13 protein-coding genes are annotated in these 12,224 nt (G+C 73.7%); 7 read left to right on the top strand and 6 right to left on the bottom strand.

All coding sequences use genetic code 11. The features are described 5' to 3' along the window. Positions 1–5 precede the first annotated feature (5 nt). The 3 genes from OOT42_RS19320 to OOT42_RS19310 are packed head-to-tail and all read left to right on the top strand — an operon-like array spanning position 6 to position 2,531. On the top strand, positions 6–971 hold the full coding sequence (locus tag OOT42_RS19320; protein WP_273652773.1) for an aldo/keto reductase: 966 nt from the start codon (positions 6–8) through the stop codon (positions 969–971). Then, on the top strand, positions 968–1,624 hold the full coding sequence (locus OOT42_RS19315; RefSeq protein WP_273652772.1) for a hypothetical protein: 657 nt from the start codon (positions 968–970) through the stop codon (positions 1,622–1,624). The genes OOT42_RS19320 and OOT42_RS19315 overlap by 4 nt, the downstream gene beginning before the upstream one ends. Positions 1,625–1,664: 40 nt before the next feature. After that, entirely contained in the window at positions 1,665–2,531 is an 867-nt protein-coding gene (locus OOT42_RS19310; RefSeq protein WP_273652771.1) for an NAD-dependent epimerase/dehydratase family protein, read from the top strand. Between the two features lie 4 nt (positions 2,532–2,535). Here OOT42_RS19310 and OOT42_RS19305 read toward each other — a convergent pair whose 3' ends face one another. Together OOT42_RS19305 and OOT42_RS19300 are read right to left on the bottom strand one after the other, a co-directional pair. After that, positions 2,536–2,874, bottom strand: a complete 339-nt coding sequence (locus tag OOT42_RS19305) for a hypothetical protein (RefSeq protein WP_273652770.1) — start codon at positions 2,872–2,874, stop codon at positions 2,536–2,538. Positions 2,875–2,944: 70 nt separating this feature from the next. Then, positions 2,945–4,174: a DUF418 domain-containing protein gene (locus OOT42_RS19300; RefSeq protein ID WP_273652769.1), complete on the bottom strand. Its 1,230-nt coding sequence runs from the start codon at positions 4,172–4,174 to the stop codon at positions 2,945–2,947. 346 nt (positions 4,175–4,520) lie between these two features. On the opposite strand from OOT42_RS19300, the gene OOT42_RS19295 reads away from it, so the two are divergent. Both OOT42_RS19295 and OOT42_RS19290 read left to right on the top strand, forming a co-directional pair. Then, positions 4,521–5,783 carry a semialdehyde dehydrogenase gene (locus OOT42_RS19295; RefSeq protein WP_273652768.1) on the top strand — a complete coding sequence of 421 codons (1,263 nt, stop codon included), beginning with the start codon at positions 4,521–4,523 and terminating at the stop codon, positions 5,781–5,783. Continuing rightward, positions 5,780–7,036 (top strand): NAD(P)/FAD-dependent oxidoreductase, encoded by a 1,257-nt coding sequence (locus OOT42_RS19290; RefSeq protein WP_273652767.1) that lies wholly within the window; start codon positions 5,780–5,782, stop codon positions 7,034–7,036. The genes OOT42_RS19295 and OOT42_RS19290 overlap by 4 nt, the downstream gene beginning before the upstream one ends. A gap of 210 nt (positions 7,037–7,246) precedes the next feature. On the opposite strand, the gene OOT42_RS19285 is transcribed toward OOT42_RS19290, so the two are convergent. From OOT42_RS19285 to OOT42_RS19270, 4 genes are all read right to left on the bottom strand, one after another. After that, complete coding sequence (locus OOT42_RS19285) at positions 7,247–7,825, bottom strand: TerD family protein (protein ID WP_273652766.1); 579 nt, start codon at positions 7,823–7,825, stop codon at positions 7,247–7,249. A gap of 41 nt (positions 7,826–7,866) precedes the next feature. Continuing rightward, complete coding sequence (locus OOT42_RS19280; protein WP_273652765.1) at positions 7,867–9,009, bottom strand: DUF475 domain-containing protein; 1,143 nt, start codon at positions 9,007–9,009, stop codon at positions 7,867–7,869. 86 nt (positions 9,010–9,095) lie between these two features. Continuing rightward, positions 9,096–9,674, bottom strand: a complete 579-nt coding sequence (locus OOT42_RS19275; RefSeq protein WP_124344308.1) for a TerD family protein — start codon at positions 9,672–9,674, stop codon at positions 9,096–9,098. Next, the gene (locus OOT42_RS19270) at positions 9,674–10,249 is read right to left on the bottom strand and encodes a TerD family protein (protein ID WP_273652764.1); all 576 of its coding nucleotides are present in this window, start codon (positions 10,247–10,249) and stop codon (positions 9,674–9,676) included. The genes OOT42_RS19275 and OOT42_RS19270 overlap by 1 nt, the downstream gene beginning before the upstream one ends. A 237-nt stretch (positions 10,250–10,486) precedes the next feature. Here OOT42_RS19270 and OOT42_RS19265 point away from each other — a divergent pair, with 237 nt between their 5' ends. Together OOT42_RS19265 and OOT42_RS19260 are read left to right on the top strand one after the other, a co-directional pair. After that, positions 10,487–11,704 (top strand): toxic anion resistance protein, encoded by a 1,218-nt coding sequence (locus OOT42_RS19265; protein WP_273652763.1) that lies wholly within the window; start codon positions 10,487–10,489, stop codon positions 11,702–11,704. Beyond that, complete coding sequence (locus tag OOT42_RS19260) at positions 11,688–12,215, top strand: hypothetical protein (RefSeq protein WP_273652762.1); 528 nt, start codon at positions 11,688–11,690, stop codon at positions 12,213–12,215. Before OOT42_RS19265 ends, OOT42_RS19260 begins: the two co-directional genes overlap by 17 nt. The last annotated feature ends 9 nt before the right edge of the window (positions 12,216–12,224 follow it).

Genomic DNA, 12,224 nt, shown 5'->3' with positions numbered 1-12,224 from the left:
CCGTCATGACGTCGTTCGCCCCCGGCACGCCCGGCTGGATCCGCCCGCTGGGCCGTACGGGTCTGGAGGTGTCCGCGGTCTGCCTGGGCGGCGGCCCGCTCGGGAGCATGCCGAACCTGTTCGGGCGGGACGTCCCGGCCGACGAGGGCGTGGCGACGGTGCTCGCCGCGCTCGACAGCCCGATCCGGTTCGTCGACACGTCGAACGGGTACAGCGACGGCGAGAGCGAGCGGCGGATCGGTGCGGCGCTGCGCGAGGTCGGCGGGCTGCCGGCCGGCGTGACGGTCGCGACGAAGGTCGACCCGAAGGACGGCGACTACTCGGGCGGCCGGGTGCGGGCGTCGGTCGCGGAGAGCCGCGAGCGCCTGGGCCTCGACCACCTGCCGCTCGTGCACCTGCACGACCCGGAGACCTGGTCGTTCGACGAGCTCGCCGGTCCGGGCGGTGCCGTCGAGGCGCTCGTCGCGCTGCGCGAGTCGGGCGAGGTCGGGGCCATCGGGCTCGCGGGCGGTCGCGTGCAGGAGATCGCGCGCTACCTGGCGCTCGGGGTGTTCGACGTGCTGCTCGTGCACAACCGCTGGACGCTGCTCGACCGGTCGGCGGGTCCGCTGCTCGACGAGGCCGAGCGGCAGGGCATGGGGATCCTCAACGCGGCCGTGCACGGCGGGGGCATCCTCGCGAAGCAGGAGGGCGGCCCGACGACGTACGGGTACCGCGAGGCACCGCCCGAGGTGCTTGAGGCCGCCGACGCGATGCGCCGCGTGTGCGCCGCGCACGGCACCGACATCGCGACGGCGGCGCTGCAGTTCTCGCTGCGCGACCCGCGCGTGGGCGCGACGATCGTCGGGATGAGCCGCCCGCAGCGGGTCCAGCAGACCGTCGCGGCCGCGTCGGCGGAGCTCCCGGACGCGCTGTGGCCCGAGCTCGAGGCGCTGCTCCCGCCCGCCCGCACCTGGCTCGACGCCGAGTGAGCACCGACGCGACCCCCGGCGCGACGTTCGACCTGCCCGGCGCGCTCGAGCCGCTCCTCGCGGAGCGCGGCTTCACGCGCGGCGGACCGGTGTTCCGGGGGCGGTCGGGCGACGTCGCGATGGTCGTGCGGTGCGAGCCGCAGGCGCGCGTCGACCGGGTCCGGACGATCACCGTCGAGTGCGCGCCCGCGGAGGGGCAGCAGACCGCGGCGGAGCGGTTCGTGCACCAGTACAACCAGGCCGCGGCGGCGTTCGGGTGGCGCGGCGAGTACACCGCCGAGACGCCGGGGTTCCCGCAGGTGATCGTCGACGACTTCGCGCGGCTGACGCTGCCGTTCGTCGACCGCGCGACGAGCGTGCGCGCGATCGCCGAGATGGTGCTCGACGGCGACGTCCCGCCGTCGGACGGCCGCGACCCGCTGCTGGCGCGCGTGACCGACCCGTACGAGGCGGCGCGCCGGTTCGGCTGGCCGGACCTCGCGGCGCGCGCGGTCGAGGTCGTGGAGGGGCTGGACCTCGACTGGCGCGGCTACGAGGCGTTCCGGACGTGGGCCGACTACTACTCCGTCGACGTCCGGCTGCGGAAGCCGCGGTTCAGCCTCCGGCACTCCGTCGACCGGTTCCTGCCTCTCCAGCACCGCCGGTACGCGTAGCCCGGTCGGCGTCGCGGGCGTGCCGGGTTACGGTCGTCGCATGACGCGCGTCGTGGTGACAGGTGGCAGCGGGAAGCTCGGGCGGGCGGTCGTGGAGGACCTCGCCGCCCACGGGTACGACGTCGTGAACGTCGACGTCGCGCCGCCGCCGCCGGGCCAGCCGGCGCTGTTCACGCGCGTCGACCTCACCGACCTCGGTCAGGTCACCGAGGCGCTCACCGGCATCGACGACCGCTACCAGGGCGTCGACGCCGTCGTGCACCTCGCCGCGATCCCCGCGCCCGGTCTGATCCCCAGCGGTGCGACGTTCGCGAACAACGTCGTGTCGACCCACCACGTGTTCTCCGCCGCGCGCCGGGCGGGCATCCGCAACGTCGTCTGGGCGTCGAGCGAGACGGTCCTCGGCCTGCCGTTCGACACCCCGCCGCCGTACGCGCCCGTCGACGAGGAGTACCCGGTCCGCCCCGAGAGCACGTACTCGCTCGGCAAGGCCGTCGAGGAGGAGATGGCCCGGCACTTCACGCGCTGGGACCCGTCCGCCAAGCTGATCGGCCTCCGGTTCTCGAACGTCATGGTCGACGAGGACTACCCGGCGTTCCGCGTCTTCACCGCGCAGTCGCGGCGGTGGAACCTGTGGGGCTACATCGACGCGCGCGACGGCGCGCAGGCCGTCCGACTCGCCCTGGAGAGCGACCTCACGGGCTTCGAGGCGTTCATCATCGCCGCACCCGACACCGTCCTCGAAACCCCGTCGGCCGAGCTGCTGGCCGCCGAGTTCCCCGACGTCGAGCTCCGCCGACCCGTCGAGGGCCGCGAGACGCTGCTGTCCATCGACAAGGCCCGCCGCCTCCTCGGCTACGAGCCCACCCACACCTGGCGCTCCCGCCTCCCGGGCGCCCAGGCGTAGCCGATCAGAGCTCGAGACGCTCCCACGGCAGGTCCTGCCAGCCGGGAAGGTCGAACGCCCACGCCGTCACGACCTCGTGCGCGGCACGGAAGTCGAGCACGGTCGTCGTGAAGTGCCGGTCGGCGGAACCCGCGCGGTGCTCGACCTCGTACGAGCCGTCGTCCTGCCGGGCGCACTGAGCGTAGGTCTGGTGCGAGCGGTCCGTGAGGTTCTCGACGACCAGCCACGTGCCGTCGCCCGACTCGATGTCCTCGAAGAGCAGGAACAGCGCGTCCTCCGACGGGTCGTCGTAGGTCGTCCCGTCCTCGACGCGTGCCCGCAGGACAGCCTTCGATCGCCTCATGGGCGACGATCCTTCCACCCTGCTGACGTCGGCCGAGGACTTCCACGCGGGCGTCCCGGCGTCGCCGGTGTCAGCGGGACGACGGGCGGCGGCCGTACGTGAGGCGGCGGAGGAGGACCTCGGCAGGACCGCGGCGGCCGGCGCGGTCGAGCGCGACGGCGACGGCCACGGTCACGAGCCAGACGGTGACGGCGAGCGCGGCGGCCGTCGCCGTGCCGATCCGGCCGCCCAGCCCGAGGCCCCACGCGCTCAGCAGCGGCGCGAACATCACGGACTGCAGCAGGTACGACGTGAGCGACCGCTCGCCGACCGCGGTCACGGCCCGCACCACGGGCAGGTCGCGGCGGTCGTGCCAGACGGCCGCGAGCCAGCCGAACAGGCACACGTACCCGAGGCCCATGACGACGCCCGACGCGATGTGGACGATCTCGAGGACCCCGCCGACGGCGGCCGACGGCTCCCACGCGTGCCCGACGACGAGCGCCCACGGCAGGTTGCCGACGACGTTGACGGCGAGCGCGACGACGACGACCTGGCCGAGGCGGCGGCGGTGCTCCCACGGGCGGGTCAGCCACCCGGAGCGGGACAGCAGGATGCCGAGCACGACCTGCGGCACGAAGAACAGCAGCACGACCGCGAGGCCCAGGGAGGCGCCGGACGACACCAGCCGCTCGCCGACCGACGCCAGGTAGCTCGTCGTCGGGGTGCCGTCACCACCGAAGCCGTCCGGGAAGAACACCAGCACGACGACGCCCGCCGCGGTCGACAGCAGCGTGCCGGCGGCGAACCAGACCCAGAGCGTCACGCGCGACCGGTGCAGGAACGCGAGCGCGACCAGGCCCGTCACGCCGTAGGCGGCGAGGATGTCGCCGCCGAACAGCAGCGCCGAGTGCGCGAGGCCGAGCACGACGAGCCACGCGCTGCGCCGCGCCAGCACCCGGCGCACGCCCTTGCGATCCTCGCCGCGCGACGCGAGCCGGCTCGCCATCGTCGCGAGGCCGAACCCGTAGAGGATCGCGAACATCGGCCGCGAGCGGTCGTCGACGAAGAAGGCGGTCAGCCCGTCGACGAGGTGGTCCACGCCCGACCCGCCGGCCGGTCGGCCGCCGGGCCCGGTGTCGCCGGTCGACCACAGGTAGCCCCACACGTTCGCGAGGGCGATGAACAGCAGCAGCATGCCGCGCGCGAGGTCGGGGGCCAGCGAGCGGCGGTCCGGCGCGGCCGGCGGCGGGGCGGCGACGGCGGGAGCTGCGGCCGCGGGCGGCGCGGTCAGGGTCGCGCTGGGCTGGTCGGAGGTCATGGCCCGAACCTAGGGATCCCGCACCGGGGGCCGACATCCGGTATGCCCCCGGATGTCCCCTCAGGGTCACCCCCGACTCCGGGCGTCCCGACGGAGCTCTGAGGTCCGTCGCCCGGTGGATGCGCGGGAGCAGGACCAGCCCGTCGGGGGACGACGCGCCGCCGACGACGCGACCGACGGCGGACGCCCCCGGGTCTCGCGCGCCGGGAGCATGGGCGTGCACGGGCGGCCGACCGGGTGACCGACGTATCTGGCCGCCGCCGCCGGACCTCTTCACCTCCGTCGCGGCCCCCGGGCCGCACCCTCGACCGGCCTCCCGCGGCCGCGATCCCCTGGAGAACCGCCGATGAGTGCCGTCCCGTTCGCGTTCCTGGTCCATCCGCGGGTCCGGGTGTCCGACGACCTCGCGCGCGTCTGGTCGCCGCTCGGTCGCATCCCCGAGCGCGTCGCCGACCGGGCGGTGCGCCGTCTCCCGCTGCGCCCGTTCACGATGGCCCGGGTGCACCTGCCGGACGTGACCCCCGACCCCGTCGGCCGCGTCGTGCTCGTCCCCTTCGGCGCCCGGCACATGCTCGACGCGCCGCACGCCGCCCGGGACCGCGTGGGTGCGGCCGTGGACCTCGCCGCCCGGCACGGCGCGGGGATCGTCGGGCTCGGCGCGCTCACCGCGACGGTGACCGCGGGCGGGTCGACGCTCGCGGGCCGCACCGACATCGGCGTCACCAACGGCAACGCGTACACGGCCGCGATCGTCGAGGACCAGCTGCGCGCGCTGCTCGCCGCACAGCCGGACCGCGCGCGCGGCGTCGCCGTCGTCGGTGCGACCGGCAGCGTCGGGACGACCCTCGTCCGCCTGCTCGCGCGGGACCGGGCCGTCGAGCACCTGACCCTCGTCGCGCGCGCCGGCGGCCGGCTGGGGGCGCTCGCGGGCGAGGTCTGCCGGCGCATCCCGACGACCGTCTCGACGGACCTGCACGACGTGCGCGGGTGCGGCGTCGTCGTGCTCCTCACCGCCGCGGCCGACGCGCTCCTGCGGTCGGAGCACCTGGCGGACGGCGCCGTCGTGCTGGACGCGACGCAGCCCCGCAACACGTCGCCCGACCTGCTCGTGGAGCGGCCCGACGTGACCGTCGTCGACGGGGGCGTCGTCGCCGTGCCGGGCCTGCGGCTGCGCGGCGGCGACATCGGCCAGCCGCCCGGGCTCACCTACGGCTGCTTCGCCGAGACCGCGCTGCTCGCGCTGTACGGGCACACCGGCCACTTCTCGCTCGGCGTCCCGACGCTCGACCAGGTCGACCACCTCCGCACGATCGCCCGCCGCTTCGCCGGCCTGGGCTTCCGCGCCGCGCCGCCGACGACCTTCGGCCGCCCGCTCACGACCGACGGCACCGACCACCGCGCCGCCGTCGAGGCGGTCGCCACCTCGCACGAGCCGGTCGGCACGGCTCGGCCGGCCGCGCACGTGACGACCCGGGCGTGGGTACCGCAGACGCGGTCCGGACCGGTCACCACCCCCGGGTCGCCGGAGCGCGGCTGGGGCGACGGTGACGGGGAGGCCGGATCCGGGCGGAGCGGTGCCGGGCTCGTCACGGTGGGGACGGTCCGGTGACCCGGCGGGTGGTCCTGCTCGGCGGCGGGTACGTCACGCTGCACGCCTACGGCGCCCTCGTGCGCCGCGTCCGCGGGATGCTCCGCGACGGGTCCGTCGAGATCGTCGTCGTGTCCGAGAACCCCGTGCACAACTTCCACGGCTTCACCGGTGAGGTCGTGTCGGGCCTGCTGCCCGCCCGCCTCACGCAGACGCCGCTCGCGGAGGCCATGCCGCTCGCGACCGTCGTGCACGCGCGCGTCGAGCACGTCGACCTGTCCGCCCGCACGGTCACCTACCGGCCCGCGGACGGTGGCGAGCCCGGCTCCGTGGCCTACGACGCGCTCGTGCTCGGCACGGGCGCGAGCGAGCCGGTCGACGACGTCGACGGCCTGACCGGCCGTTCCCTCACGCTGCGCCACCCCGGCGGGCTGGAGGCGCTCGCGGCGCGTGCGGAAGCGGCCGAGAACGACCCGGACCCCGTCGTGGTGGTCGGCGGCGGGCTCGCGGGTGCCGAGCTCGCCGGGGCGCTCGCGGACCGCTCGGGCGGCCGGCCCGGTCGGGTGGTGCTGGTGCACCGCGGCGAGCGCGTGGTCCCGGCGCTGCACGCGCGCCGCCCGCGCCTCGCCCGGCACGTCGAGCGCGAGCTGGACCGGCTGGGCGTCGACGTGCGCACGGGCGTCGCGGTGGTCGCCGCCGACGACGACGGCGTCGACCTCTCCGACGGCACCCGCGTCCGCACCCGGACCGTGCTCGCGACGACGGGCCAGCGCCCGGTCCGCCTGCCCGGCACCGAACCCCTGGCCCGCGACGACGACGGCCGCCTGCGCACGCTGCCCGACCTCACCGTCCGCGACGGGGTGTGGGCGGCGGGCGACGCGGCACGCGTCCTGCACCCGCGCACGCGCGAGCCGGTCCCGGCCAACGCCCTGTGGGCGATCAAGGCCGGCGACCAGGTCGGTCGCAACGTCGCCCGCGCGCTGCAGAGCCGTCCCGGGCTCCCGTTCCGCTACCTCGGGCTCGGTCAGGGAGCGGCGTTCGGTGTCGGCCACGGCGTCGCTGACGTGTGGGGCCTGAGCGTCACCGGCCCGCTCGCGTGGGCGCTGCGCCTCGTGTTCTTCCTGCGCTTCATGCCGTCCCGTCGCCGTGCGCTGGCGATCCCCTCCGAGCTGCGCCGCCGCCACGCCCACCGTGCGCGACGCGTCGGCGACGACGCGACACGGCGGGCCGACGCCCCGGTCGGCGCCGCGACGCTCGCGACCGCACGGTCCTGAAGCGGGCACCGGCGCCTGCGTCGCAGCGCCGTGCATGTCAGCGGTGGCGACGCTCGCGCAGATGGTGGTCATCACCGCACCCACGGCACCGCTGATCCCGCGCATGGGGGTGCTCCCCTTGTCCCGCAGCAACGACGACGCCGGAGACGTCCGAGGGCGGGTCACCCCGGCAGGTGACCCGCCCTCGGCGGTCGTGCGGTGCGCGCTGGGTCAGAGGACCTGCGAGACCGCCGGCAGCATGTCCTTGATCGTGCGGCCGCTGGTGCGGACGCCGAGCGCCGTCATGCTCCAGCCGGCGCCGTCGCGCGTCACCTTCGCCATGATCTGCGCGGTGTGCGGGCCCGAGCCGGACAGGTCGTAGCGCGCGACCTCCTGACCCGTCGTCTCGTCGATCAGGCGGCAGAACGCGTTCTCGATCTGCGCGAACGTCTCGCCGGTGTAGCTGTTGACGACGAACACGAGGGTCTTGACCGCCGGGTTGACGCCGGTCAGCGCGACGCGGATCGACTCGTCGTCGCCGTCGCCCGCACCCGTGCGGTTGTCGCCGGTGTGCTGCACCGCGCCGTCCTTGCTGGCCAGCTGGCTGAACCAGACCTGGTCGACGAGCGCGCCGTTCGCGTCGAACAGCAGCGCGGACGCGTCGAGGTCGACCGACTTCTCCTTCGCGCGCCCGAACAGCCCGCGGACCTTGATCGCGTCCCAGCCGAGGCCCATGCGGACCTGCGTCAGGGTGCCGCCGTCGGACTTGGTGAGCGAGACGGTCTGGCCCTTGGTGAGGTTGACGGACACGTGCGGCCTTTCGACGGGGGAGCGGGGATCAGGGGCCGGGCTCAGGGAGCCGGCGTCAGCTGCGGCTCGCGGTCGTCCTCCGACGCGTCGCCCGCTGCGGCGCGTGCGCGCCGGTTGCGGACGACCGAGTTGGCGAACGCGGCGCCGATGAACGCGACCCCGACCAGGCCGGTGATGATCTCGTCGACGTGGAAGCCGATGCTGACCAGCAGGATCGCGGCGAGCGCACCGATCGCCCAGTGCGCGCCGTGCTCGAGGTAGACGTACTCGGACAGCGTGCCCTTGCGGACCAGGAACACGGTGATCGACCGGACGAACATCGCGCCGATGAAGCCGAGGCCCAGGGCGATGATGATCGGGTCGGGCGTGATCGCGAACGCGCCGATGACGCCGTCGAACGAGAACGACGCGTCGAGCACCTCGAGGTAGAGGAAGAGGAAGAAGCCGGCCTTGCCGGTGGCCTTCGCGAGCTCGGTCGGGCCGGAGCGGCCGGTCGCCTTGTCCGCGACGGCCTCGACCTCGGCGGGGGCGTCCTCGTCGGCGGCGTCCGGCACGTTGAAGAGCGAGCCCAGGCCGTTGACGGCGATGTACGTGATCATGCCGAGCACGCCGGAGACCATGACGATCGCGGGGTCCTCCGCGAGGAGCTCCGCCGCGAGGACGAGCGAGATGCCGCCGACGACGACGGAGAGCTGGTCGAGCTTGCCGATCTTGGCGAGCGGCTTCTCGAGCCAGGACAACCAGGTGATCTCGCGGTCCTCGAAGATGAAGTCGAGGAACAGCATGAGCAGGAACATGCCGCCGAACGCCGCGATCTGCGGGTGCGCCTCGTTGAGCAGGTACCCGTAGGTGCCCGGGTCCTCGGGGTTGCCCTTCTCCATCGCGAGCTGGATCGCCTCGACCGGGTTGAGGTTCGCGGTGATGCCCACGATGAGCAGCGGGAACACGAGGCGCATGCCGAAGACGGCGATCGCGATGCCGACGGTGAGGAAGATCCGCTGCCAGAACGGGCTCATCCGCTCGAGGATCTTCGCGTTGACGACCGCGTTGTCGAAGGACAGCGACACCTCGAGGACGCCGAGGATGAGGCACAGCACGAAGGCGTTCCAGCCGCCGTAGAAGAACGCGACGACGAGCGACACGATCGTGACGGCGAACGACCAGCCGAAGATGCGGAAGAACACGGGACTCTCGATCTCGTGGAGGGGTGGGGTGACCGCTGCAGGGCCGACCGCAGTCTAGGAGCGACCGCGGCCGGCCGTGCAGCGGTTCAGCCGATCTGGACGCCGAAGTCGGTCGCGATGCCCGCCAGGCCGGTGTCGTAGCCCTGGCCGACCGCGCGGAACTTCCACTCGGCGCCGTTGCGGTAGATCTCGCCGAAGATCATCGCCGTCTCGGTGGAGGCGTCCTCGGACAGGTCGTACCGCGCGAGCTCGTTGCCGTCGGACTGGTCGACGACGCGGATGAACGCGTTGCGCACCTGCCCGAAGCTCTGCTGCCGCGCGGGTGCGTCGTAGATCGAGACGGGGAAGACGATCCGCTGGACGTCGGCCGGCACCGCGGCCAGGTCGAGCACGATCGCCTCGTCGTCCCCGTCACCCTCGCCCGTGCGGTTGTCGCCCGTGTGCGTCACGGACCCGTCCGGGCTGGTGAGGTTGTTGTAGAACACGAAGTGCGCGTCCGAGAGGACCTTGCCGTTCGCGCCGACGAGCAGCGCGCTGGCGTCCAGGTCGAACCCGGCACCCGTCGTGGTGCGGACGTCCCAGCCGAGCCCGACGAGCGCCTTGGTGAGGTTCGGCGCCTCCTTCGTCAGGGAGACGTTGCCGCCCTTGGCGAGGACGACGCCCATCAGACGCCGACGCCGAAGTCGCGGGCGATGCCCGCCAGGCCGGACGCGTAGCCCTGGCCGACCGCGCGGAACTTCCACTCCTCGCCGTTGCGGTACAGCTCGCCGAAGACCATCGCGGTCTCGGTCGACGCGTCCTCCGACAGGTCGTAGCGCGCGAGCTCGCTGTTGTCCGCCTGGTTCACGACGCGGATGAACGCGTTGCGGACCTGGCCGAACGTCTGGCGACGGTTGTCGGCGTCGTAGATCGAGACGGGGAACACGATCTTGTCGGCCTCGGCCGGCACGCCGGCGAGGTTGACCTTGATCTGCTCGTCGTCGCCGTCGCCCTCACCCGTGAGGTTGTCGCCGAGGTGCTGCACGGAGCCGTCGGCGCTCGTGAGGTTGTTGAAGAAGACGAAGTGCTTGTCCGAGAGGACCTTGCCGTCGGCGCCGACGACGATCGCCGAGGCGTCGAGGTCGAAGTCGTCACCGGTCGTCGTGCGCAGGTCCCAGCCGAGACCGACGACGACGGCGGTCAGCCCGGGCGCCGCCTTCGTCAGGCTGACGTTCCCGCCCTTGGTGAGGCTGAGAGACACGTGCTCCTCCTTCGCGGACCGGGGGGAGCGGCTCTCCCGCCCGTCGGACGATCCCAACGACCCGGTGGCGGCTGGGGTTCCGGGCGATGCTATCCACGCATCGGTGCCCGGGACGTCGGACTCCGGGATGATCCGCCCGCCCGGACGAGCACACGGGTCGCCGCGGCGTCCTAGAGTCGTCATCGTGCCCGGCGGCGCCGGGCCACCCGCCCGAACGCCCTGCCTGGAGGTCTCCCCATGTCCGAGCTCGACCTCGGGTCGACGCCCACCGCCCCCGCCGCCCCCGCGGCCGCGGCGCCCGGTGCGCTCGTCCTCACGCCGCCCGCCCCGGTCGTCGTGGTCAAGGAGGAGCAGGCCGTCGGGGCGGTGCCGCTCGAGGACGCGAAGCAGGCGGAGCTGCGCACGAAGGCGACCGCGTTCGTCGCCGAGCTCACCGCGATCGACGCCAAGTCGCCCGCGTTCAGCCAGAAGGTCGCGTCGATCACGTCGATGGGCGAGCAGGACATGCGCGCCGCCGCGACGGTGTCGAGCCGCATGCTCGACCGTCCGGCCGCGATCGTGCAGGGCAAGAACAAGGGCGACGCCCAGACGCGCGTCGCGAACACGCTCGTCGACCTCCGCAACACGGTGACCGACCTCGACCCGAACCGGGCCGACCTCACGGGTGCCAAGAAGGTCCTCAAGTGGATCCCGGGCGGCTCGAAGATCGACCAGTACTTCGCCAAGTACCAGTCGGCGCAGCAGCACCTCGACGCGATCATCAAGGCGCTCGCGTCCGGCCAGGACGAGCTCCGCAAGGACAACGCCGCGATCGAGACCGAGAAGGCGAACCTGTGGGCCGCGATGGGCCGCCTCGCCGAGTACAACTCGCTCGCGTCCGCGCTCGACGACGCGCTCGTCCAGAAGATCGCCGAGCTCGAGGCCGCCGGCCGGCAGGAGGACGCCGACGCCGTGCGCGCCGACGCGCTGTTCCCCGTGCGGCAGCGCCGGCAGGACTTCATGACGCAGATGGCCGTCTCGGTCCAGGGCTACATGGCGCTCGACCTGGTCCGCCGCAACAACCTCGAGCTCATCAAGGGCGTCGACCGCGCGCAGACCACGACCGTCGCCGCGCTGCGCACCGCGGTCATCGTCGCGCAGGCGCTGTCGCGCCAGAAGCTCGTGCTCGACCAGATCACCGCGCTCAACACCGTGACCTCGAACCTCATCGAGTCGACGTCCGAGCAGCTCAAGATCCAGGGCGCGGCGATCAACCAGCAGGCGTCCGAGGCGACGCTCGACGTCGCGAAGCTGCAGGCCGCGTTCGACAACGTCTTCCAGACGATGGACGCGCTCGACACCTTCCGCGCGCAGGCCGTCGACTCCATGGCGCAGACCGTCACCGCCCTCGAGGGCCAGATCCAGCGCGCCCAGCCGTACCTGGAGCGCACCCGCCGGCGTGAGCTCGAGTCCTGAGGGCGGCGCCCGCCGCCGGGGGTTCTGGCAGCGGCTGCGCGACCGCGACGAGCCCGTCGCCGTCGTGCAGCCGCCGGCCCCGTCCGGCGACAGCCCCGCCGAGCTGCGCCGCGCGGTCGCCGAGGTCGTCCGGCTGGTGAACTCGCGGTCGGGCGACCTGCCCGTCGCGGCCGTCGTCAACGCGCGCCGTCTCACCGACCTGCTGCGCGAGGTCGTCGACACGTCCGAGGTGCGCCCGCTCGACGTGTACGCCGTGATGTCCGTGCAGGGCACCGCGACCGACTACCTGCCGACGACGCTGCGCACCTACCTGGCCGTCGACGAGTCGCTGCGCGACGTCCCACGCGGGTCCGGCCACACGCCGACGCAGGCGCTGATGATGCAGCTCGACACGCTCACGACGTCCGTCGCCGCCACCCTCGACGCCGTGCAGCACCAGGACGCCGACGCCCTCATGACGCAGGGCGCGTTCCTCCGTACCAAGTTCTCCCGCTCCGACCTGGACCTGTGAGCAGACCTG

Origin of the sequence: Cellulomonas fimi, assembly GCF_028583725.1 — a bacterium.
Classification (GTDB): domain Bacteria; phylum Actinomycetota; class Actinomycetes; order Actinomycetales; family Cellulomonadaceae; genus Cellulomonas; species Cellulomonas fimi_B.
This window is presented reverse-complemented; position numbering and strand designations above follow the sequence as displayed.